This is a genomic window from Streptomyces canus 299MFChir4.1 (assembly GCF_000383615.1).
Classification (GTDB): domain Bacteria; phylum Actinomycetota; class Actinomycetes; order Streptomycetales; family Streptomycetaceae; genus Streptomyces; species Streptomyces canus_C.
In genome coordinates this window covers 70,261-92,543 of the sequence record NZ_KB911596.1, presented here as the reverse complement: position 1 = coordinate 92,543, position 22,283 = coordinate 70,261, and the positions used below count along the sequence as shown (strand labels likewise).

Genomic DNA, 22,283 nt, shown 5'->3' with positions numbered 1-22,283 from the left:
GTACCCGTGATGCGCGGGGTCGTCCTGGTCACCGGTGTGATGGCGGCCGGGAAGTCGACGGTCGCGCAGGCGCTCGCGGAACGGTTGCCGCGGGCGGCGCATGTCCGCGGGGACGTGTTCCGGCGGATGATCGTGTCGGGGCGCGAGGAGTACGGACCCGGCGCCACCGGAGAGGCCGTCGCTCAACTCCGGCTGCGGTACCGGCTGTCGGCCGCGGCGGCGGACGCGTACGCCGAGGCCGGGTTCACGGCGGTCGTGCAGGACGTCGTCCTGGGTGAGGACCTGACGGCGTACGTCGGACTGGTCCGGACCCGGCCGCTGTACGTCGTGGTCCTGGCACCGGACGCCGGGACGGTGGCCGCCCGGGAGACGGGCCGGACGAAGACGGGTTACGGGCCGGCCTGGACGGTCGCCGCGCTGGCCGAGGCGCTGCGGGAGTCGACCCCGCCGATCGGGCTGTGGCTGGACACCTCCGCGCAGACCCCCGTGCAGACGGTGGAGGCGATTCTCTCGGGGCGGGAACGCGCGAGGGTGTCCTGACGTCTCCTTGGTACGGGGGCGTTGTCAGTGGTGGCGCGTAGTGTTTCGAGCAGTGGGGGACGAGCGCAGGCCCGATGGGTTCGCCGTGCCGTGCCCGGCCAGGGGACTGCGTACGAAGCACACGGGGGAGCCATGAGCACGACCGATGCCGCCGTAGCGGCGATCAGACTGACCGAGGACGAACTGCAGCCCTACATCTCGCATGTGTCGACCCGCCGCTGGCTCAGCGGCCCCGGACTGCCCGTCGACAGCGACCTGTTCACCTTCGAGGAGCTGCGCAGTCAGGGCCTGCGGACGGTGGCGGACGCCACCGGCGACCCGGCCGGCCTGCTCAGCGAGGAGCTGCGCGACCAGCTGGTGATAGGCGGACTCACGGACCTGCACGGCAGGGAGCGGGAGTCGGTCCTGCTCGACGGGGTCACCGGCGAGGTCTCGACGACGGCGTTCTTCCCCGCCCGCCCCGACCTGATGGACCGCACCCCCCTGGCCCCGTCCCTGCCCACTCTGGTCCGCTTCGCGACGGCCACGGACGAACTGACGGAGGTGCGCGGCCAGTTCGCCGCGTACGCCGGCCGCTTCGGTCCGACCGCCGTGGAGGACGCGACGCGCCAGCTGCTGACGGTGTTCGAGGAGGGCACGGGAGGCGATGTCCCGACGTTCTGGAAGATCGCTGCCCTGATCCGCCCCCTGACCCTGGTGGCGGGTCCCGGCACGGACTCCGGCCTCGCCCTGGACCTCCCGCCGCGCCTGCTGGACCAGGAGTTCGGCCGCAGCCATGTCGTCCGCTTCGAGGACATCGACTTCCCGTCCACGCTCACGCACGCCCCGACCCGCCGCTTCCTGGCGGAGACGGGCCTGCCCGAGGACGGCGTCCTCTTCCACACCGACCCGGACGCCCCGCTCCCGACCCTCGCGGAGCACCGGGCCGACCATCTGACCGCCCTCCCGCCGCGCGCCGGCCACCTGATCGTCCTCGGCCATCTGATCGAGGACAACACCCTGGTCGTCGACGGTGAGACGGGCGGGGTCCTGAACTGGAGCGAACGCGAAGGCACGCTCCACCCCCTGAACACCGACATCTCCACCCTCGCCTTCACCCTCTGGCTGCTGCACCGGGAGCGCCGGATAGACGAGTCCCTCGCCCACGAGCTGACCAACACGCTGTACGTCCAGGTCGCCAAGACGATGATCCGTGCCCTGTCCACCATCGACCCCACGGGCACGACGACGGACGCGGACTGGCACTACTGGACGGAGCTGTTCCAGGACGAGGTGGGCGGGGTGCTCTGACCGACCTCACGCCGCAGAGTGGCCGAGAGGTGGTGCTGGAGGGGCTGCCCGACCGCCGCGAGCTCGTGGACGAACGTGAAGGTGTCGCCGTCGCCGTCGCCGTCGCCGTCGCCGTCGGCCAGGGTGTAGCGGCGGCGGGTGGCGGTCACGTCCTTGGCGGTCGGTGTCAGCGCGACGGTATGCGTGGCGAGATCGACCACACCCTCTCCCGCATGCCCGACCAGGATCTCGGTGATACCGGTGGGCTGGGTTACCAGCGCCTCCACCCGTCCGTCCGCCTGCAGCCGCCACCACCCGCTCTCCCGCGCCGCGGGCCGCAACGGCGCCCCGTCACCGTCGAGCAGCCAGGCCCGGGCCTCGTACCGCAGAAAGGGCCGCCCGTCATGACTGAACCGGACCTCCTGCGCGTACGCGAAGTCGCCGTCGAGCGTCGGATACCCACCTTGCCCCCGCCCCCGCCACACCCCCAGAAACCCGAGCACGGGCCCGAGCAGTGCGTGCGGAACAGGCGCCTGCTCCACCCCCAGGGCATCGGGAAAAGGAGGCTCCACCACACCGTCGACCACGCCCACCCGCCTCCTCACTCACGACCACTACCGCCGCAAGCGTAGGGCGCCGCCGCACAGGGGAAGGGGCGGCACCTCGAAGGAGATGCCGCCCCTTGTCCACAACAGAGGCCGTGGCGGGAATCGAACCCGCGTAACTCGCTTTGCAGGCGAGTCCCTGAACCACTCGGGCACACGGCCGGGGTAACCCGGTGACTTGACCGTAGGGGGCTGTGGGGGGTGGTTCAAGGGAGTCGTGGGGGCTGCAACGGGACTGCCATACGCCGTTCATGAACGGGACGGGATCGGTGGGGGCCGGCGGGGATCGGCCTTGGTCGTACGACCAAGGTCTCAGGGCGAGGCCTGCTTTCGACAGGGGTAAACAAAGGCTGTGGCCCTTACTCTGGCGGGCATGGCTGTCCTGGAACCGCGTGACACCGGTGTCACCGATGACCCTGAGGTCCCGTCCGTCGGCGAGGTGGAGGAGGGGGTGCTGGGGCGTTCGTACCGGGCGCTGAGCATCGGCATCGTGTCCGTCGTGCTGCTGATCGCGTTCGAGGCGACCGCCGTGGGGACCGCGATGCCGGTCGCGGCGCGGGAGTTGGACGGGGTCGCGCTCTACGCGTTCGCGTTCTCCGGGTACTTCACCACCAGCCTGTTCGGGATGGTGCTGGCCGGGCAGTGGGCGGATCGGCGGGGGCCGCTCGGGGCGCTGACCGCCGGGATCGCCGGCTTCGGCGCCGGGCTGTTGCTGTCGGGGACGGCCGGCGCGATGTGGCTGTTCATTCTCGGGCGGGCCGTGCAGGGGTTCGGCGGCGGGCTGGTCATCGTGGCGCTGTACGTCGTCGTCGGGCGGGCCTATCCGGAGCGGCTGCGGCCCGCCATCATGGCCGCGTTCGCGGCCGGGTGGGTTGTGCCGTCGATCGTGGGGCCGCTCGCGGCCGGGGCGGTCACCGAACACCTCGGGTGGCGGTGGGTGTTCGTCGGGATTCCGGTACTCGTGGTCTTCCCGCTGGTGCTCGCGCTTCCGCAGATACGGCGGCGGGCCGGAGGGCCGGTCCATGCCATCGCCGGGCGTGCCTCCTTCGACCGGCGCCGCATCCGGCTCGCCCTCGGGATCTCCCTCGGCGCCGGGCTCCTCCAGTACGCCGCCCAGGACCTGCGCCCCCTCTCCCTGCTCCCCGGACTCGCGGGCGTGGCGCTGCTCGTGCCGGCCGTGCTCGGGCTGCTCCCGCGCGGGACCTACCGGGCGGCGCGGGGGCTGCCCTCCGTCGTGCTGTTGCGCGGGGTCGCGGCGGGGTCCTTCGTGGCCGCCGAGTCCTTCGTGCCGTTGATGCTGGTCACCCAGCGGGGGCTGTCGCCGACGCTGGCCGGGTTCTCGCTCGCGGCGGGCGGGGGCACGTGGGCGCTGGGGTCGTGGGTGCAGTCGCGGGCGCGGGCGGAGCCGTACCGGGAACGGCTGATGACCGGCGGCATGGTGCTGGTCGCGGCCGCGATCGCCGCCGCGCCGAGTGTGCTGATCGACTCCGTGCCCGTCTGGACCGTCGCCGTCGCCTGGGGCTTCGGCTGCTTCGGGATGGGGCTGGTGATCTCCTCCTCCAGCGTGCTCCTGCTCCAGCTGTCCGCCCCGGAGGAGGCCGGCACCAACTCCGCCGCCCTCCAGATCTCCGACGGCCTGTCGAACGCGGTGCTGCTGGCGGGGGGAGGCGCGGCGTTCGCGGCGCTGGGCGGCGGAACGGTGAGTCATACGGTGAGCGAGGCGTCCGGCTCGCAGCATCCCGTGGCCTTCGCGGCGGTGTTCCTGCCGATGGCGGGAGTGGCGCTGTTGGGGGCGTGGGTGACGACCCGGCTGCATGCCAGAACTGGCTCTTCCTGTATATGAACGGCTCAAGATCGCGGCCCACCTGCCGCGCTTCGCCCGCTGACTGTGACCTCGGTCCCACCCACGTCCGCCGCGGCCCCGTCCGCGCGTTGACACCATCGGCCCGCCGGTAAGGTGACCCGGTCGTCATACACAGCCGAATCAACCGCCGAAGACACCGCCGAGCCGCCCGCCCGTCGCCCGCCACCACCCTGCTCGACGCGCTCCGCGCGGCACCTCCCATTCGACCCCGACGGAGACCGTGACTACCACCGCCGCCTCCTCCCATCACCTTTCCCCCGCCTTTCCCGGCCGGGCCCCCTGGGGTACCGCCAACAAGCTGCGCGCGTGGCAGCAAGGGGCGATGGAGAAGTACGTCCAGGAGCAGCCGCGCGACTTCCTGGCCGTCGCGACCCCGGGCGCGGGCAAGACGACCTTCGCCCTCACCCTCGCCTCCTGGCTGCTGCACCACCATGTCGTGCAGCAGGTGACGGTCGTCGCGCCGACCGAGCATCTGAAGAAGCAGTGGGCCGAGGCGGCGGCGCGGATAGGGATCAAGCTGGATCCGGAGTACAGCGCAGGGCCGCTCGGCAAGGACTACCACGGAGTCGCCGTCACCTACGCGGGTGTGGGCGTACGGCCGATGCTCCACCGCAACCGGGTCGAGCAGCGCAAGACCCTCGTGATCCTCGACGAGATCCACCACGCCGGTGACTCCAAGTCCTGGGGCGAGGCGTGCCTGGAGGCCTTCGAGCCGGCCACCCGCCGGCTCGCGCTCACCGGTACGCCCTTCCGGTCCGACACCAACCCGATCCCCTTCGTGACGTACGAGGAGGGCAACGACGGGATTCGCAGGTCCGCCGCCGACTACACCTACGGGTACGGGAACGCGCTGGCCGACCATGTGGTGCGGCCCGTCATCTTCCTGTCCTACAGCGGGCAGATGCGCTGGCGGACGAAGGCGGGCGACGAGATCGCCGCCCGGCTCGGCGAGCCGATGACCAAGGACGCGATCAGCCAGGCGTGGCGTACGGCGCTCGACCCGCGCGGTGAATGGATGCCGAGCGTGCTGCGCGCCGCCGACCAGCGGCTCACCGAGGTCAGGAAGGCGATCCCGGACGCCGGCGCCCTCGTCATCGCCTCCGATCAGGACTCCGCGCGCGCCTACGCCAAGCTGATCCGCGAGATCACCGGCAGCAAGGCGACCCTCGTCCTGTCCGACGACGCCGGGGCCTCCAAGAGGATCGACGACTTCAGCGAGAGCAACGACCGGTGGATGGTCGCCGTGCGCATGGTCTCGGAGGGCGTCGACGTCCCCCGGCTGGCGGTCGGGGTGTACGCCACCACCATCTCCACGCCCCTCTTCTTCGCCCAGGCCGTCGGCCGTTTCGTACGGTCCCGGCGGCGCGGTGAGACCGCCTCCGTGTTCCTGCCGACCGTGCCGGACCTCCTCACCTTCGCCAACGAGATGGAGGTGGAACGGGACCACGCCCTCGACAAGCCGAAGAAGGAGGGCGAGGAGGACCCGTACGCCGAGTCCGAGAAGGAGATGGAGGAGGCGAACAAGGAGGAGGACGAGGACACCGGCGAGCAGGAGCAGTTCGCCTTCGAGGCGCTGGAGTCCGAGGCCGTCTTCGACCGCGTGCTCTACGACGGTGCTGAATTCGGCATGCAGGCCCACCCGGGGAGCGAGGAGGAGCAGGACTACCTCGGGATTCCGGGCCTGCTGGAGCCGGACCAGGTGCAGCTCCTGCTCCAGAAGCGGCAGGCCCGGCAGATCGCGCACAGCCGCAAGAAGCCGGACAGCGAGGCGGACCTGCTGGAGCTGCCCGCCGAACGGCGGCCCGTCGTCTCGCACAAGGAGATGATGGAGCTGCGCAAGCAGCTCAACACCATGGTCAGCGCGTACGTCCATCAGAGCGGCAAGCCGCACGGCGTGATCCACACCGAGCTGCGCCGGGTGTGCGGCGGGCCGCCGAGCGCCGAGGCCACGGCCGGGCAGTTGCGGCAGCGGATCGCCAAGGTGCAGGAGTGGGCCACCCGGATGCGGTGACGACCGCGCCCGCTCGTGCTCGGCGGCTGTCACACCGTACGTATCAGGACATATGGAGTGGTCCGTACCGGGAGCTGCCCGGATTCTGGACGGAGGCTTCCGCTGAGCGAACCCGCTTCGCTACTGTCCCGCTACGCACACGCCCCGTGGCAGCGCCGCCGCGGAGCGCAGCCGTGAAGCGACGCGGCCCGGTAAGAGACCGGGCCGCCGGCCGATCGGCGGCCTCTGAAGCGCGTCACTGACGGGACTCGGTGACGCACCCGCCGCGAGGGGGCTGCCGACCTCACCACTTGGAGGAGTGGGCGTCGTGACCGCGGAGACCTCTCAGACGCTTGACCGGGGACTGCGTGTCCTCAAGCTCCTGGCCGACACGGACCACGGGCTCACCGTCACCGAGCTTTCCAGCAAACTGGGGGTGAACCGGACCGTGGTGTACCGGTTGCTGGCCACGCTGGAGCAGCACGCCCTCGTACGGCGTGATCTCGGCGGGCGTGCCCGGGTGGGGCTGGGAGTGCTGCGCCTCGGACGGCAGGTGCATCCGCTGGTACGGGAGGCAGCGCTGCCCGCGCTGCGGTCGCTCGCCGAGGACATCGGGGCGACGGCCCACCTCACGTTGGTGGACGGCGCCGAGGCGCTGGCCGTGGCCGTCGTGGAGCCCACGTGGACGGAATATCACGTGGCCTATCGGGCCGGGTTCCGGCATCCGCTGGACCGGGGCGCCGCGGGCCGGGCGATTCTCGCGGCCCGGCAGCAGGGGTTCGGGGAGCCGGGGTACATGCTGACGCACGGGGAGCTGGAGGCCGGCGCCAGCGGGGCGGCCGCTCCGCTGCTGGGGGTCACCGGGGTCGAGGGCAGTGTCGGGGTCGTGATGCTGGCGGACGCGGTGCCGGAGCGGGTGGGCCCGCGGGTGGTGGACGCGGCACGGGAGGTCGCGGAGGCACTGCGCTGAGCGCGGTCGGCGGCTGTCGGCCGGCGGCCGCGCATCGCCCCGCTACGTGGCCCGCGCGCACGGCGTGCCGGTGTGGTGCGGCGGCATGCCGGAGACGGGAATCGGCCGCGCCGCGAACCTCGCCCTGGCCGCCCTGCCCGGCTTCACGCTCCCCGGCGACACCTCGGCCTCCTCCCGTTACTTCGCCGAGGACATCACCGAGGCGTTCGTCCTCGCGGACGGCCACCTGCCGGTCCCGCGCGCACCGGGTATCGGCGTCGAACCGCTCCCCGACGTCCTACGGCGTTTCACGCGCGCAAGACGGGATCTGTACGCGGCCTGACCGGCTCGTGGCCGGAAGTGACCGCCGCGTTAGATTGATCCCGTGCTCTCTCGCCTCACGCGCCCCCAGGCCGTCGCCGTCTGCGCCCTGCCCGCCGTGGCACTGGTCGCCACGGCCCTCTTCGCGCCGCTGCCGTTCGCCCTGGCGCAGCCCGGGATGACGGCGAACGTCCTCGGCAAGAACGAGGGCGCGGCGGTGATCACGGTCTCCGGGGCGAAGACCCGTACGACGAGCGGGCAGCTGCGGATGACGACCATCGAGGCGACCGGGCCCGACACGCGTGTCTCGCTCGGCGACCTCTTCGACAGCTGGTTCCACACCGACCGGGCGGTCATGCCCCACGACGCGGTCTACCCGAGCGGGCAGAGCGTCAAGGAGATCGAGAAGCACAACACCGCCCAGATGAAGGAGTCCCAGGACGCGGCGACCGAGGCGGCCCTCGGCTACCTCAGGCTCAGCGACGACAAGGTCAAGGTCACGCTGAAGCTCGCGGACGTCGGGGGACCGAGCGCGGGGCTGCTGTTCACCCTGGGGATCATCGACAAGCTCGACGGTGACGGCGCCGGGGGCGACCTCACGGGCGGCCGCGTCATCGCCGGGACGGGCACGATCGACGCGGACGGCACGGTCGGCGCGGTGGGCGGCGTGGCATTGAAGACGCAGGCCGCGAAGCGGGACGGGGCGACGGTGTTCCTGGTCCCGAAGGACGAGTGCGCCGACGCGAGGGCGGAGCTGCCGAAGGGGCTGCGGCTGATCCCGGTGACCTCCCTGAAGGGAGCGGTCGGCGCGCTGACCGCGCTGGAGTCGGGCAAGGGGTCCGTCCCCGCCTGCTAGTGCTTGTAGTGCTCCTAGTGCGCGAAGGCCGGCCTGGGGGAGGCCAGGCGGAGGCCGACCTCCACGAGGGTCCAGCCGATCCGGGTCCTGAGGGCGTACGGCCGCTTGGCCTGCGCGGCCAGGCGGTAGGCGTCGGCCTCGGCGCGGAGGTCGGCGGCGCGGAAGGTGTGCTGGGTGAGGTGGGTCTCGGGGTGCATGGCGGGGTCCTCTCAGTCCGTGGAGACGGGGAAGGCGTGCGTGTGGATGCGTACCTGGGCCGTGTCGTCCCCGGTGGTGGGCAGATCGCGGTAGGTGTCGACGAGGGCGTGCATCTTCTCGATGAGTTCCCTGGTCAGCTCCGGGGTCAGCCGTAGCGTCGCACTGCTCATGTCCCAGACGCGATTCCATGCCTCGGGCCAGGTGGCGCGGTCGCCCAGCCAGTTGGAGAGGTTCTGGATCTGGGCGGTGGCGACCTCGTGGAGGTACATGTCGGCGGCTCCCCGCACGGCCGGGTCGCTGTCCGTGAGCAGGGTGTCGTCGAAGCTCAGCCCCTTGTGGACCGCCTTCCACCAGCGCTCCCGGCCCTTGCCGCGCTCCGGGGCGTCCTCTACGAAGCCGTGCGTGGCCAGCTGGCGCAGGTGGTAGCTGGTGGCGCCACTCGACTCGCCGAGTTTCTCGGCGAGTTGGGATGCGGTGGCGGGGCCGCCGTGGCGCAGGGCGTCCAGCAACTGCATTCGCAGGGGGTGGGCCAGCCCGCGCAGTGAACGGGCGTCGAGTTTCCGTACGTTGGGCTCTTCCGGCATGAGTACAAAGGTATCTATGCAAAGGCTCCTTTGCAACAGGTTCTTTGTAACTCTGCCTGACGAAGATCGGCTCCTACTTCACGAACCCCTCCGCCTTCATCCAGTCCAGCGCCACCTGGTGCGGGTCCTCCCCGGCCACGTCCACCTTCGCGTTGAGCTCCCGTGCCACCGTGTTGTCCAGCCTCCTCGTGACCGGGGCCAGTACCTCCGCGATGGCCGGCCACTTCTTCAGGGACTTGGAGTTGATCTCGGGCGCCGCGTTGTAGTTGGGGAAGAACTTCCGGTCGTCCCGCATCACCGCGAGGTTCATGGACTTGATGCGGCCGTCGGTCGTGAAGACCTCCCCGTACCGGCAACTGCCCTTCGCCACCTGGGTGTAGATGATCCCGGTGTCCATCTGGGTGAGGTTCTTCGCCGGGACGCTCATCCCGTACGCCTTCTCCATGCCCGGCAGTCCGTCGGCGCGGTTGGCGAACTCGCTCTCCACGCACAGCGTCACCGCGCCGGGGTCCTTCTTGGCCAGCGCGGCCACGTCGGAGAGCGTCTTCGTGCCGTACTTCCTGAAGTCGGACTGGTTCATGGCCAGCGCGTAGGTGTTGTTCAGGGGCGCTTTCGGCAGCCACGTCAGCCCGTTGTCCAGGTCGGCCTTCCGTACCGCGGCCCACTGCTCCTGCGGGTCGGCGATCGGCTCGCTGTGGCCCTGGTAGGTGATCCACGCCGTGCCCGTGTACTCGTACATCCCGTCCGCGTCCCCGGACTTGACCGCCTCCCGGGCCCCGACCGATCCCTGGATCCCCGTGCGGTCGAGCACGTCCGCCCCGGCCGCCTCGAAGGCGATGCCCATGATCGCGCCGAGGATCAGCTGCTCGGTGAACTCCTTCGACGTGACCGTCAGCTCCGCACCCTTGAGCGGCTCACCCCGGCCGATCGACCCCGGCTTCACATCATCGACCATCGGGGAGCCGCTGGTCAGCCCACAGCCGGACAGTACGACGAGCGCCCCGGCGAGCGCCAGACGGGTTCGTCTCACGTGGTCGCCTCCCGGGGTCGTGGTGTGTGGGGTGGTCGGGCGGTTGGGTTGGCCGGGGTGGGGGTGGCGTTGGTGAGCCTGCGGCGGGACGGCAGGGGCAGGGGTCGGGCGGGTGTCAGACGGGTCGGTCTCACGTGGTCGCCCCCCCCGGGCCGTGGTGTGTGGGGTCGGCGGGTGGGTGGGGGTGGGGCGGGGCTTTGGGTGGTCGACGGTGGGGGAGCCGTTGGGCAGTCCGGAGCCGGGCAGCACGACGAGCGCCCCGGCGAGCGTCAGACGGGTTCGTCTCACCTTGCCGCCTCCAAGAGCCGTGGTGTGTGGGGTGGTCGGGTCGGTGGGATCGGCGGGTGGCCGGGGCGGGGCTTCACATCGTCGGCCATCGGGGAGCCGCTGGTCAGCCCACAGCCGGACAGCACGACGAGCGCCCCGGTGAGCGTCAGACGGGTTCGTCTCACGTCGTCGCCGCCCAGGGCCGTGGTCGGTGAGGCCGGTGGGTGGGGCGGGGTGGGCCGGGACGTGAGGTCGTCGGCCGTGCGGGGGCGCAGCCCGCAGGAGGTGGGTGGGGTCGGCGCCCGGCGCCTTCGCCTCATGTCCCGCCTCCACACCTCGTGGCCTGGGCAGCAGTGCGGTCGACCAGCGGGGCGAGCACCCCGCTCCGCCGAAGGTCGCCGGGGTCGCCGTATCGACGTTGGGGACCTGGGCGGGAGGACCGCCTGTCCGGGCCGGTGTCGGGAACCTGCGTCTCATGTCCCCACCTCCAACCCCCTCGGCCTGAGCAGCAGTTCCGCCAGTGAGGCCAGCCAGTCGACCAGCAGGGCGAGGGTCACCGTGAGGATGGAGCCCAGGATCAGGACCGGCATCCGCTGGTTGGTGATGCCGGTCGTGATCAGGACGCCGAGGCCGCCGCCTCCGCCGAAGGTCGCCAGGGTCGCCGTACCGACGTTGAGGACCAGGGCCGTACGGACGCCCGCGAGGATCAGGGGGACGGCCAGCGGCAGTTCGACGCGGCGCAGTACGCCCAGGGGGGACATGCCGATGCCGCGTGCCGCCTCCAGCAGCATCGGGTCGTTCGCCTTCAGGCCCGCGATGGTGTTGGACAGGACCGGCAGGACGGCGTAGGCGACGATGCCGATCAGGGCCGCCTTCGTGCCCGTGCCCAGCCAGATCACCAGCAGGGCGAGCAGACCGATCGCCGGGGTCGCCTGACCCATGTTGGCGACCGCGATCGCCACCGGGCTCACCTTCCGGAAGGCGCGGCGGGTCAGCACGATGCCCAGCGGGATCGCGATGATCAGCACGAAGAACGTCGAGATCACCGTCAGCTGCACCTGCTGCCACAGGGCCTTGGACACCTGCCCGTTCGACAGCGCGTTCTCGGTGAGCGGGTCCAGGTCGGCCTGCGCGAACCACAGCCAGGTCGCGAGCAGCACGGCGATCAGGAACGCGGGCAGGAAGGTCAGCTTCCGCCAGGTCACGCGTCTTCCGGGCGCGGCCGGCGGGCGAGGAGCGGCCGTCTCCTCCAGCTCCGGGATCTCGGCAGCCGTCACGCCTTCCGCCCCCCTGCGCCGGCACCCTCCTGCTCGGCGTGCGTCCGGTCGGCCCGGATCTCCTCCAGCTGGTGCTGGTGCTCCATGGCCTCGAACCGGTCGGCCTCCAGGAGCTCGTGCACGGAGTTCATGAGCGTCTCCATGTCGACGACACCCGTGTACTCCCCGCGCCGCCCGGTCACCGCGACCCGCCCCGCGCTGTCGGTCAGCACCGCCTCCAGCGCGTCCCGCAGGGTCGCGTCCCTGGTCACCGTGTCGCTCACCAGCGTTCCGGCCCGCGCAAGCGACCCCTTGGCGCGCATCATGTCGCCGCGCCTGAGCCACTTGTAGGGCCGTCCGCGCCTGTCGAGCAGCAGGACCTCGTTCGTCCCGCTGCCCCGGAGTCTGTTGAAGATCTCCTGGAGGGGGTCGTCGACCGTCGCCGTCGGATAGTCGGTGATCTCCACATCCCGTACCCGGGTGAGGTTCAGCCGCTTCAGCGCCGCCCCCGCGCCGACGAACCCGGACACGAAGTCGTCGGCCGGGTTGGTCAGGATCGCCTCCGGGGTGTCGAACTGGGCGATGTGGGAGCGCTCGCGCAGTACGGCGATCCGGTCGCCGAGCTTGATCGCCTCGTCGAAGTCATGGGTGACGAAGACGATCGTCTTGTGCAGCTCGCGCTGGAGCCGGATCAGCTCGTCCTGGAGATGGTCACGGGTGATCGGGTCGACCGCCCCGAACGGCTCGTCCATCAGCAGGACGGGCGGATCGGCCGCGAGCGCCCGCGCCACGCCCACCCGCTGCTGCTGGCCGCCGGAGAGCTGACGCGGATAGCGGCCGTGGAACTCGCCGGGGTCGAGCCCGACGAGGTCGAGCAGTTCCTCCACACGGTCGTCGATCCGGGCCTTCCCCCAGCCGATCATCCTCGGCACGAGGGCGATGTTCTGCGCGACCGTCATGTGCGGGAAGAGCCCGGCCGACTGGATGGCGTAACCCACCTTGCGGCGCAGCTTGACCGGATCGATGTCGGTCACGTCCTCACCGTTGATCCGGATGCGGCCGCCGGTCGGCTCGATCAACCTGTTGATCATCTTGAGGGTGGTCGACTTACCGCATCCGGACGGACCCACGAAGATGACGGTCTCGCCCGCCTTGATCTCCATGCTGACGCCGTCCACGGCGGGCTCCGCGGCGCCGGGGTACCTCTTGGTCAGGTGCTCCAACTCGATGGACGCACCTGAGGTGCCGGACGTCTCAGCCACGGATCCCCCTCGGAATGGTCAGCCGTCCGATCAGGACGTACGCGGCGTCGAACAGCAGGGCGAGGACGATGATCCCGAGCGTGCCGGCGAGCACCTGGTTGAGCGCGTTCTTGCTGCCCAGGGAGGCGATGCCGCGGAAGATCTCGTTGCCGAGGCCGGGCCCGGAGGCGTAGGCGGCGATCGCGGCGATGCCCATCAGCATCTGGGTCGAGACCCGGATCCCGGTCAGGATCGGCGGCCAGGCGAGCGGCAGCTCGACCCGCGCCAGGCGCATGACCCGGGACATCCCGATGCCCGTGGCCGCGTCCACCTGGGACGGGTCGACCCCGCGCAGGCCCACGATCGCGTTCCGCACGATCGGCAGCAGCCCGTACAGCGTCAGGGCGATCACCGTGGGCGGCACCCCGAGCCCCACGGCCGGGATGAGCAGACCGATCATGGCGAGCGAGGGAATGGTCAGGATCGTCGAGGTGGCCGTCGTGGCGAGGTTGCCGGCCCACTCGCTGCGATAGGTCACGACCCCGATCAGCACCCCGATCACCGTCGCCACGACCATGCACTGGAAGACGACGCTCGCGTGCTGGTAGGCGTCCGCGAGCAGCTGCTGGTGGCGGCTGCCGAGGTACTCCCAGAAGGTCACACCCGCTCACCCCAGTGGCTCGGTCACTCCCGAAGGGCCGGATCCCCCGCCGCCTGCTCCACCAGCGGGATGATCCGCAGCGGAACGGGGTTCTCCATGACGATCGCGGTGGCGGCCCGGACGATCCCATCGAAACCGACAACCCGGTCGATCACACGTTGGAGATCGGCGTTGGAGCGGGCCACCAGCCGGCACAGCATGTCCCCGCTGCCGGTGGTGGTGTGCAGCTCAAGGACCTCCGGCACGGTCGCCAAGTGCGCCCGGACGTCGGCCCCTTGCCCCTGCCGGATCTGCAGCGTGGCGAACGCGGTCACCGGGTAGCCGAGCGCCGCCGGATCGACCTGCGGACCGAATCCCCGGATGACTCCGTTCGACTGAAGGCGGTCCAGCCGCGCCTGCACGGTGCCCCGGGCCACCCCCAGCCGCCGGGACATCTCAAGGACCCCGATCCGCGGCTCGCGCGCGAGGAGCACGATGATCCGCCCGTCCAGTGCGTCGATCCCCACAGCGGCCTCCCGAAGAGATGGTCATCATGCACAGAAAGGCCGCCGATACGGCCGTATCGCTGAACATATTGTCCAGTGGATACGCGAACTATTGCGCACCTTGCAGAGCGGAGCCAGGCTTCGCACATGACGCAGACCACACACCACACTCCCGACACCGCCCGGCAGGCCGACCCCTTCCCGGTCAAGGGAATGGACGCGGTCGTCTTCGCCGTCGGCAACGCCAAGCAGGCGGCGCACTACTACTCGACCGCCTTCGGCATGCGGCTCGTGGCCTACTCCGGACCGGAGAACGGCAGCCGCGAGACCGCGAGCTACGTGCTGGAGAACGGCTCCGCCCGTTTCGTGTTCACCTCGGTCATCAAGCCCGCCACCCCCTGGGGCCACTTCCTCGCCCAGCACGTGGCCGAGCACGGCGACGGCGTGATCGACCTCGCCATCGAGGTCCCGGACGCCCGCCGCGCCTACGACTACGCCCTCGAACACGGCGCCCGCTCGGTGGCCGAGCCGTACGAGCTGAAGGACGAGCACGGCACGGTCGTCCTCGCCGCGATCGCCACCTACGGCGAGACCCGACACACCCTGGTCGAGCGCACCGGCTACGACGGCCCGTACCTGCCCGGCTTCGCCGCGGCCGCCCCGATCGTCGAGCCGCCCGCCCACCGCACCTTCCAGGCCGTCGACCACTGCGTCGGCAACGTCGAACTCGGCCGGATGAACGAGTGGGTCGGCTTCTACAACAAGGTCATGGGCTTCACGAACATGAAGGAGTTCGTGGGCGACGACATCGCCACCGAGTACAGCGCGCTGATGTCGAAGGTCGTGGCCGACGGCACGCTCAAGGTGAAGTTCCCGATCAACGAGCCCGCCATCGCCAAGAAGAAGTCCCAGATCGACGAGTACCTGGAGTTCTACGGCGGCGCGGGCGTCCAGCACATCGCGCTGAACACCAACGACATCGTGCAGACCGTGCGGACCATGCGCGCGGCCGGAGTCCAGTTCCTCGACACCCCCGACTCCTACTACGACACCCTCGGCGAGTGGGTCGGCGACACCCGGGTGCCGGTCGACACGCTGCGGGAGCTGAAGATCCTCGCCGACCGCGACGAGGACGGCTATCTGCTGCAGATCTTCACCAAGCCGGTCCAGGACAAGCCGACCGTGTTCTTCGAACTCATCGAACGGCACGGCTCGATGGGCTTCGGCAAGGGCAACTTCAAGGCACTGTTCGAGGCCATCGAAAGGGAGCAGGAGAAGCGGGGCAACCTCTAGCCCGCGTCCCTCGACTCGCCGCGTCCCCCGACTCGCCGGCGGCGAGTCGGGCGACCTGTGCCCGAACCGGCTGGCCGGGCCACGTGCGGCCACGTGCGGATCTGGACCGAGGCCGCCGTGAAGAACGGCAACGGCCGGGCGCCATCGCCACCCGCTTCCGCCCCTTCCGCCCCTTCGGCCCCGCCCCCGGACCCGATCGGCGACCTCGTCCGGACCGGCCTCCACCGCACAAGCCTCGTAGGCTGGCCCCATGGCCAGGATCAACGACGTGGGCGGCACGCAGGGATTCGGCGCGATCGACACCACCGACGACACCGAGCCCTTCCACGCGGACTGGGAGGCGCGGGTCGTCGGTCTCTTCAACACCCTGCGCGCGCAAGGGGTCTTCAACACGAACGAGTTCCGGGACGCGATCGAGTCGATGCCGCCGGGGGAGTACCTGGCGGCGTCGTACTACGAGCGCTGGTTCACCGCGATCTGCGCCCTGCTCGAACGCAAGGGCGTGATCGAGCCGGGTGAGCTCGATGACTGACGCGGCCCCGGACCGTTTCCCGCCGGGCACCCGGGTCCGCACCTACCGGCACGACCCGCCGCACCACACCCGCCTGCCGCGGTACGCGCGCGGCAAGAGGGGCGTGGTCGTCGAGCCGGAGGGCCCCGACGAACTGGCCGACCTCAGCGCGCAGGGCCGCGGGGACGCGCCCGTCGAGCAGATCTACGCGGTCCGCTTCGAGGCCCGCGACCTCTGGGGCGAGGGCGACCACCACGTCGTACTGGACCTGTGGGAGAGCTACTTGGAGGAGGACCCCGATGACGAGCGGTGACCACCACACCGACGCCACGATCGCCCGGCGGGTACGGCGGCTGGAAACCCTCCTGGAGGAGAAGGGGCTGATCACCGGCGAGCGCCTGGACGAGTCGATCGACGCGTTCCTCGCGGAGTCCTCACCGGCCAACGGCGCCCGGGTCGTGGCCCGCGCCTGGACCGACGACGCCTACCGGGCCCGGCTGCTCGCGGACGGCACCGCCGCCGTGCGGGAACTCGGGTACATGGACGGCTCGTACCAGCGCCTGCGGGTCGTGGAGAACACCGCGTCCCACCACAACGTCATCGTCTGCACCCTGTGCTCCTGCTACCCGCTGCGCCTGCTCGGACCGTCCCCCAGCTGGTACAAGTCCGAGGCCTACCGCTCCCGCGTGGTCCGCGAACCACGGGAGGTACTGCGGGAGTTCGGCCTCTCCCTTCCCGGATCCGTGGACATCACGGTGTGGGACTCCAGCGCGGAAACCCGCTACCTGGTGCTGCCCCGCAGGCCGGACGGCACGGAAGGGCTCGGCGAGGAGGAGCTGGCGGCGCTGGTGACGAGGAACGCCCTCATCGGTACGGCCGCGGTGTGACCGCCTTCGCGTCCGTCGCTGTTCCGCCCTCGTCCGCCCCGCCCTCGTCCGCCGCGTCCTCCTCCGGCAGGCCCTCGTCCGGCACGTCCCCCAGCGCCGCCAACGCCTCCCGCGCCGCCCGCACCCCCGAAAGCGAGAAGTAGGGGTTGATCTGCAGGGCCTCCCGCAGATGCCGGCGCGCGGGGGCGTACTGCTGCGACGCCTGCTCGATCATGCCGAGGTGGTACGCGTACAGCGCGCTGCGCACCCCGCCCCCGTGCACCTTGTCCGTCGCGATCCGGGCGTACCGCAGGGCCTCCCGGTCCTGGCCGGCCCGGTGCAGCGCCCACCCCAGCGCGTCGGCCACCGCGATCCCCGGCTGCCGCAGCCACTCGGCCCGCAACCGCCGCACCGCGGACGCCGGGTCGCCGTGGTCCGCCTCGAACTGCCCGAGCACCAGCTCCTCGTCCGCCCCGCCCGCCGCCGCGCGTTCCACCGCCGCCCGCAGCAGGTCGTACTGCACCCGGGCGGCCTGTCCCAGCCCCAGCGACTCGTACAACTCGCCCAGCTCCAGGGCGTACTGCGGCAGCGGCTGCTTCGCGAGGGCCGTCCGGTAGGCGTTCAGGGCCTCCGTCGTGCGGCCGAGCGCCGCGAGGGCCCGGCCCTGACCGGCCTGCGCCGCCCGCTGGTCGGGGTCGATCCGGACGGCCTCCTGGAAGTGCCGCAGCGCGTCCTCGCGGTCACCGCGCTCCCAGGCGAGCTGCCCGGCCCGCTCCAGATACGCGGCCCGCTCGGCCGGGCCCCGCGCGCCGGCCGCCGCGTCGACGAGCTGGGCCGCCGCGTCCTCCCGCCAGCCCCGGTCCCGGTACACGGCCGCCGCCCGGGCCATCACCGCCGGTCCCGACCGCAGCTCCGTCAGGCGCTCCAGCGCCCTATGGGCCGCCTTGTAGTCGCCGAGCCCCGTGTACGCGTCGATCAGCGCCGGATACGTCGTCCACCGTTTCGGCTCCAGCTGCCGCGCCTCCTCGCCCCAGGTCCGCGCGGTCCGGAAGTCCCGGCGCGCGTTCGCGAGGGCGGCCAGACCCCCGAGGGCCTCCGCGCTCCTGCGCACCTTCAAGGACGTCCGCAGGCTGTCCTCGGCCTTCGCGTAGAACGTCGTGTCGGCGGTCCGCCGCCCCTGTTCGACGTACGCCGTCCCGAGCACCGCCCACGACTGGGCGTCCCCGGGATGCCGGCGCAGATGGCTCTCCCGCTCACCGATCAGGGCCGCCAGGTCGGGCAGCGCGGCCGGTACCCCGGCGGCGACCGCCGTCAGCGCCTGCGCGCCAGAGGCCGGGGCGGGCGCCCGGGTCGCAGGGCGCTCAGCGGGCAGCAGCATCAGCACCGTACCGAGCACCGCGCAGCCGGCGACCGCGGCGATCACCAGACGCCCGTGCAGCCGGGCCCGCCGCTCCGGCTGCCGGTTCCTGGTGGCTTGGTTCTCCATGGCGCTCACTGTGCGCCAGTGCGACGACCGCACTCCGGCATACGGCGGCTGCCGCTGGTGGGGTTCACACCGATGGCCCCCGGTGCGACGCTGTGATCATGAGCCGTATCGAAGCCCGTCGCGATGAAGACACAGCGGTCACCGGCAACCTGGTGGACCGCCTGCTCACCGGTCTGCCCGCCGACGCCGTGCTCACCGACCCGGACGTCACGGTCTCCTACGCCAACGACATGGCGAGCTTCTGCCCGGCCGGCACCCCCGCCGTGGTCGTCCTGCCGCGCACGGTCGAACAGGTCCAGCACGTCATGCGCGTCGCCACCGAACTGCGCGTCCCGGTCGTCCCCCAAGGCGCCCGCACGGGCCTGTCGGGCGCGGCCAACGCCTCCGACGGCTGCATCGTGCTGTCCCTGACGAAGATGGACCGGATCCTGGAGATCAGCCCGGTCGACCGCATCGCCGTCGTCGAACCCGGCGTCGTCAACGCGACCCTCTCCCGCGCGGTGAACGAACTCGGCCTCTACTACCCGCCGGACCCCTCCAGCTGGGAGATGTGCACGATCGGCGGCAACATCGGCACCGCGTCCGGCGGACTGTGCTGTGTGAAGTACGGGGTCACGGCGGAGTACGTCCTCGGACTGGACGTCGTCCTCGCCGACGGGCGGCTCATGTCCACCGGCCGCCGTACCGCCAAGGGGGTCGCGGGGTACGACCTGACCCGGCTGTTCGTCGGCTCCGAAGGCTCGCTCGGGATCGTCGTACGGGCGACCCTGGCCCTCAGGCCGCAGCCGCCCGAACAGCTGGTGCTGGCCGCCGAGTTCTCCTCCGGGGCCGCCGCCTGCGACGCCGTGTGCCGGATCATGGAGGGCGGGCACGTGCCGTCCCTCCTCGAACTGATGGACCGTACAACCGTCAAGGCCATCAACGAACTCGCGCACATGGGACTCCCGGAGACCACCGAGGCCCTGCTCCTCGCGGCCTTCGACACCACGGATCCGGCCGCGGACCTCACCGCCGTCGGCGCGCTGTGCGAGGCGGCCGGTGCCACCCAGGTCGTCCCGGCCGAGGACGCGGCCGAGTCGGAACTGCTGCTCCAGGCCCGAAGGCTCTCCCTCACCGCCCTCGAAGCCGTCAAGGGCACCACGATGATCGACGACGTGTGCGTGCCCCGCTCCCGGCTCGGCGAGCTGCTCGAAGGCACCGAGCGGATCGCCGAGAAGCACCGGCTCACCATCGGCGTCGTCGCCCACGCGGGCGACGGCAACACCCACCCCACGGTCTGCTTCGACGCCGCCGACCCCGACGAGGCCGGCCGGGCCCGCGAGTCCTTCGACGAGATCATGGCGCTCGGCCTGGAGCTCGGCGGCACGATCACCGGGGAGCACGGGGTGGGCGTACTGAAGAAGGAGTGGCTGGCGCGCGAGATCGGGCCGGTGGGGGTGGAGATGCAGCGCGCGGTGAAGGGGGTCTTCGACCCGCTGGGGATCCTGAACCCGGGCAAGCTGTTCTGAGGCCTCGCGGTACGGCTCACTCCCCGTCCTTGGACTCGTCGCTCGGCCAGGGGTCGCACAGCCACAGATCGTCGGCAGGAGTGGGAGCCAGCAGCTCGGCGAGGCCGTCGTCGATACCGAGCTGCTCCCCCTCGGTGCCCGGGGGGACCGCCCGCAGCGTGCGCTCGAGCCAGGCCGAGACCTGCGCGGCCGGGGCCTCCAGGAGGGCGTCGCCGTCCGGGGAGCTCAGCGCCATCAGCACGACGCCGCGGCCTTCGACCTTCGTCGGCCACACCCGCACGTCCCCGTGCCCGCACGGGCGGAACACCCCCTCCACGAGGAGTTCGCGGGCGAAGGTCCAGTGGACGGGGTGGTCCGAGCCGATGTGGAAGGTGACGTGGACGGCGAAGGGGTCGTCGCTGCGGTAGCCCAGCCGGGCCGGGACCGGGATGCTGCGCTCGGGCGACAGGATGAGTTGGAGCTCCAGTTCGCGCTCCACCACCGTGTGATGCATGTCGATCGTTCCTCTCTCGGCTCTCGTCCGGTCCCGCGGTGGGCCCGTACGAGGGGAGAGGGGGCAGGGGGCGGGATCATTACGCGGGTTCGGCGAACTTTTTTCCGGGCGTACGGCGGCAGGCGGCGGGGCCGCTGTCGCGGCCGGTACGACGGCCGGTATCACGCCCGGTGTCAGGTCGTGCTCAAAAGGGGTGGGTCCGGTGGGACTGGCGGTGGGTCTTGCGCCGGTCTGATAGATGTGGAGCCCCCTCTATTGACCCCCGAGCAGATACGGGACGACGGACATGAGCGCCCCAACCCCGGCACCCGGTGACGACAGGCCCCGCGAGGGCTACTACCCGGACCCGTCCATTCCTGGATACGTCCGTTACTGGAACGGTGCCTCCTGGGTGCCGGGCACCAGCCGTCCCGCCCCGGCGGCCGGCGAACCGCTCGCGCCGCCGTCCGGCGCGGGCTCCGAGCCGGCCCCGTCGCCGGTGGAGGAGACGGGCCCGCACTTCTTCGACGAGGACCCGGCCGAGGCACCCCCGCACCCCGACAGCCAGCACGGCAGCCGTCCCGAACCCGCGTCCGCGTGGGCCGCCGACCGGGCCCACCAGGCGGGCTTCGGCGGCGACCAGGACCGCCGGGTGTCGTGGGGGTCCCCGCAGGCGGCCGCGCAGGCTCAGCAGGGGGCTCCCCAGGGGGTTCCGCACCAAGGGGGTCAGCAGGGGCCGCAGGGAGCTCAGCACGGCGTACCGCGGACTCCGCAGGGCGCCGACCCGAGGGTGCCAGGGCCGGGGCGGCCCGCCGAGGGTTCCGCGCCGGTCCAGCCGGACGGGCACGCGGCCCGTACCGACGGCACCGCGACGATTCCGCCCGCCGAGCCGGACGAGGACGGCGGCACGCGCGTCTTCCGCAGACCCACGGCCGGGTCCCAGGGAGCGGCGGCGGCCCCGCAGTCCGACGACGGCACCATGAAGTTCCGCGCGCTCTCCCCGCGCACGGCGCAGCAGGGCCCGGGGCCCGGGGCGCAGAGCGGAAGCACACCCGGACCCGCGTATGCCGGTCCCACCGCACAGGGCGGCCCGACGGCCGGCGCGCAGTCCTCCGAGGCCCCGGGCTTCGGTGCCGGCAAGGCGGCCGCCGAGCGCGCCGCGGCGGCCGGTGGCGCGGGCCCGCAGGGTCCCGCCTCCGCCGCTGCCGCACCCCTGCACGGCCCCCAGCAGTCCGCCCCCGTCCCCGGCCCGCAGACGGCCCCTCCGGGCGTGCCGCACCAGGGCGTTCCCCAGCAGGCCGTTGGCGTCCCGGCCGCCGCCACCCCCATGAGCGCGGGTCCCGGTGGCGGTCAGCCGTCCTGGGCCCAGCAGGTGCACCGGCTCGCCGGGCCGGACGAGGAGCAGCCCGCTCCCTGGAAGCCGCCGGTCGAGGACATCTTCCAGGCGGCCGCACGGCGTCAGGCCGCGGCCAGGCCCGCCGGCCTCGGCAAGCGCCTGGCCGCGCGTCTCCTCGACACGCTCGTGGTGGGCGCCGTGACGGCCGTGGCCGCCGTTCCGCTCGGTGCCAAGGCGGCCGACCACATCAACGAGAAGGTCGACGCGGCCAAGCTCTCCGGCGAGACCGTGACGGTCTGGCTGCTGGACGGCACCACGTCGGTGTACCTCGCCGTCGTGGTCGCCGTGCTCCTGGTGGCCGGGGTTCTGTACGAGGCGATGCCCACCGCCAAGTGGGGCCGCACCCTCGGCAAGAAGCTGCTCGGCCTGGAGGTGCGGGACATCGAGGGCCACGAGCCTCCGGCGTTCGGCGCGTCCCTGCGCCGCTGGCTGGTCTACAGCGTCCCGGGCCTGCTCGGCATCGGCCTCGTGGGCGTCGCGTGGTGCCTGTTCGACCGGCCGTGGCGCCAGTGCTGGCACGACAAGGCGGCGCATACGTTCGTGGCGGGCTGAGCGGGTCCTGCGAACGGCGTACGGGATTCGGTACTCCGGACGGCCGCTCGCCGGATGCGGAGGCGCGGGGTTCGCGGTCGACT

At 71.8% G+C, this 22,283-nt stretch carries 22 protein-coding genes, 1 tRNA gene and 1 pseudogene; 13 read left to right on the top strand and 11 right to left on the bottom strand.

What is annotated here, in order from left to right:
• Positions 1-9 precede the first annotated feature (9 nt).
• Together H293_RS0128390 and H293_RS0128385 are read left to right on the top strand one after the other, a co-directional pair.
• A complete protein-coding gene (locus H293_RS0128390) occupies positions 10-540 on the top strand; it encodes an AAA family ATPase (protein WP_020121212.1) in 531 nt (176 codons plus the stop codon).
• A gap of 132 nt (positions 541-672) precedes the next feature.
• Entirely contained in the window at positions 673-1,830 is a 1,158-nt protein-coding gene (locus tag H293_RS0128385; RefSeq protein ID WP_020121211.1) for an SUKH-4 family immunity protein, read from the top strand.
• Here H293_RS0128385 and H293_RS0128380 read toward each other — a convergent pair.
• Both H293_RS0128380 and H293_RS0128375 read right to left on the bottom strand, forming a co-directional pair.
• Positions 1,785-2,396, bottom strand: coding sequence for a heme-binding beta-barrel domain-containing protein (locus H293_RS0128380; RefSeq protein ID WP_051138170.1), 612 nt, complete (start codon positions 2,394-2,396; stop codon positions 1,785-1,787). The genes H293_RS0128385 and H293_RS0128380 overlap by 46 nt on opposite strands.
• Before the next feature lie 108 nt (positions 2,397-2,504).
• Positions 2,505-2,576, bottom strand: a tRNA-Cys gene (locus tag H293_RS0128375).
• 211 nt (positions 2,577-2,787) lie between these two features.
• Here H293_RS0128375 and H293_RS0128370 point away from each other — a divergent pair.
• The 5 genes and pseudogenes from H293_RS0128370 to H293_RS0128350 all read left to right on the top strand — a co-directional run bounded on the left by H293_RS0128370 (position 2,788) and on the right by H293_RS0128350 (position 8,394).
• The gene (locus tag H293_RS0128370; RefSeq protein ID WP_020121209.1) at positions 2,788-4,257 is read left to right on the top strand and encodes an MFS transporter; all 1,470 of its coding nucleotides are present in this window, start codon (positions 2,788-2,790) and stop codon (positions 4,255-4,257) included.
• A 241-nt stretch (positions 4,258-4,498) separates the two neighbouring features.
• A complete protein-coding gene (locus tag H293_RS0128365) occupies positions 4,499-6,289 on the top strand; it encodes a DEAD/DEAH box helicase (RefSeq protein WP_020121208.1) in 1,791 nt (596 codons plus the stop codon).
• 307 nt (positions 6,290-6,596) lie between these two features.
• Positions 6,597-7,238: an IclR family transcriptional regulator gene (locus tag H293_RS0128360; protein ID WP_020121207.1), complete on the top strand. Its 642-nt coding sequence runs from the start codon at positions 6,597-6,599 to the stop codon at positions 7,236-7,238.
• Between the two features lie 46 nt (positions 7,239-7,284).
• Positions 7,285-7,560: pseudogene (locus H293_RS0128355) on the top strand (enolase C-terminal domain-like protein); the annotation flags it as partial.
• Between the two features lie 42 nt (positions 7,561-7,602).
• A complete protein-coding gene (locus H293_RS0128350; RefSeq protein WP_020121205.1) occupies positions 7,603-8,394 on the top strand; it encodes a S16 family serine protease in 792 nt (263 codons plus the stop codon).
• Between the two features lie 14 nt (positions 8,395-8,408).
• Here the strand turns inward: H293_RS0128350 and H293_RS0128345 are convergent, their stop codons facing one another.
• The 7 genes from H293_RS0128345 to H293_RS0128315 form a co-directional block, all read right to left on the bottom strand.
• A complete protein-coding gene (locus tag H293_RS0128345) occupies positions 8,409-8,591 on the bottom strand; it encodes a hypothetical protein (RefSeq protein ID WP_020121204.1) in 183 nt (60 codons plus the stop codon).
• A gap of 12 nt (positions 8,592-8,603) precedes the next feature.
• Positions 8,604-9,176, bottom strand: coding sequence for an ArsR/SmtB family transcription factor (locus tag H293_RS0128340; RefSeq protein WP_020121203.1), 573 nt, complete (start codon positions 9,174-9,176; stop codon positions 8,604-8,606).
• A gap of 73 nt (positions 9,177-9,249) precedes the next feature.
• Entirely contained in the window at positions 9,250-10,206 is a 957-nt protein-coding gene (locus tag H293_RS0128335; RefSeq protein ID WP_020121202.1) for a glycine betaine ABC transporter substrate-binding protein, read from the bottom strand.
• 740 nt (positions 10,207-10,946) lie between these two features.
• Positions 10,947-11,750: an ABC transporter permease gene (locus H293_RS0128330; protein WP_020121201.1), complete on the bottom strand. Its 804-nt coding sequence runs from the start codon at positions 11,748-11,750 to the stop codon at positions 10,947-10,949.
• Complete coding sequence (locus tag H293_RS0128325) at positions 11,747-12,991, bottom strand: betaine/proline/choline family ABC transporter ATP-binding protein (protein ID WP_020121200.1); 1,245 nt, start codon at positions 12,989-12,991, stop codon at positions 11,747-11,749. Before H293_RS0128325 ends, H293_RS0128330 begins: the two co-directional genes overlap by 4 nt.
• A complete protein-coding gene (locus H293_RS0128320) occupies positions 12,984-13,631 on the bottom strand; it encodes an ABC transporter permease (protein WP_020121199.1) in 648 nt (215 codons plus the stop codon). The genes H293_RS0128325 and H293_RS0128320 overlap by 8 nt, the downstream gene beginning before the upstream one ends.
• Positions 13,632-13,654: 23 nt before the next feature.
• Entirely contained in the window at positions 13,655-14,137 is a 483-nt protein-coding gene (locus tag H293_RS0128315; RefSeq protein ID WP_020121198.1) for an Lrp/AsnC family transcriptional regulator, read from the bottom strand.
• 126 nt (positions 14,138-14,263) lie between these two features.
• On the opposite strand from H293_RS0128315, the gene hppD reads away from it, so the two are divergent.
• The 4 genes from hppD (at position 14,264) to nthA (ending at position 16,807) form a co-directional block, all read left to right on the top strand.
• Positions 14,264-15,409 (top strand): 4-hydroxyphenylpyruvate dioxygenase, encoded by a 1,146-nt coding sequence (gene hppD, locus H293_RS0128310; protein ID WP_020121197.1) that lies wholly within the window; start codon positions 14,264-14,266, stop codon positions 15,407-15,409.
• 250 nt (positions 15,410-15,659) lie between these two features.
• The gene (locus tag H293_RS0128305) at positions 15,660-15,941 is read left to right on the top strand and encodes an SH3-like domain-containing protein (protein WP_028808267.1); all 282 of its coding nucleotides are present in this window, start codon (positions 15,660-15,662) and stop codon (positions 15,939-15,941) included.
• Complete coding sequence (locus H293_RS0128300; RefSeq protein WP_020121195.1) at positions 15,934-16,233, top strand: SH3-like domain-containing protein; 300 nt, start codon at positions 15,934-15,936, stop codon at positions 16,231-16,233. The genes H293_RS0128305 and H293_RS0128300 overlap by 8 nt, the downstream gene beginning before the upstream one ends.
• Entirely contained in the window at positions 16,220-16,807 is a 588-nt protein-coding gene (gene nthA, locus H293_RS0128295) for a nitrile hydratase subunit alpha (protein ID WP_020121194.1), read from the top strand. The genes H293_RS0128300 and nthA overlap by 14 nt, the downstream gene beginning before the upstream one ends.
• Here the strand turns inward: nthA and H293_RS50105 are convergent.
• Complete coding sequence (locus H293_RS50105; protein ID WP_020121193.1) at positions 16,785-18,272, bottom strand: tetratricopeptide repeat protein; 1,488 nt, start codon at positions 18,270-18,272, stop codon at positions 16,785-16,787. The two genes, nthA and H293_RS50105, sit on opposite strands and share 23 nt — an antisense overlap.
• 92 nt (positions 18,273-18,364) lie before the next feature.
• On the opposite strand from H293_RS50105, the gene H293_RS0128285 reads away from it, so the two are divergent.
• Positions 18,365-19,780 (top strand): FAD-binding oxidoreductase, encoded by a 1,416-nt coding sequence (locus H293_RS0128285; RefSeq protein WP_020121192.1) that lies wholly within the window; start codon positions 18,365-18,367, stop codon positions 19,778-19,780.
• A 16-nt stretch (positions 19,781-19,796) separates the two neighbouring features.
• On the opposite strand, the gene H293_RS0128280 is transcribed toward H293_RS0128285, so the two are convergent.
• Entirely contained in the window at positions 19,797-20,273 is a 477-nt protein-coding gene (locus H293_RS0128280) for an SsgA family sporulation/cell division regulator (protein ID WP_020121191.1), read from the bottom strand.
• A 286-nt stretch (positions 20,274-20,559) separates the two neighbouring features.
• Between H293_RS0128280 and H293_RS0128275 the strand changes: the two genes are divergently transcribed.
• The gene (locus H293_RS0128275) at positions 20,560-22,200 is read left to right on the top strand and encodes an RDD family protein (RefSeq protein ID WP_078612685.1); all 1,641 of its coding nucleotides are present in this window, start codon (positions 20,560-20,562) and stop codon (positions 22,198-22,200) included.
• The last annotated feature ends 83 nt before the right edge of the window (positions 22,201-22,283 follow it).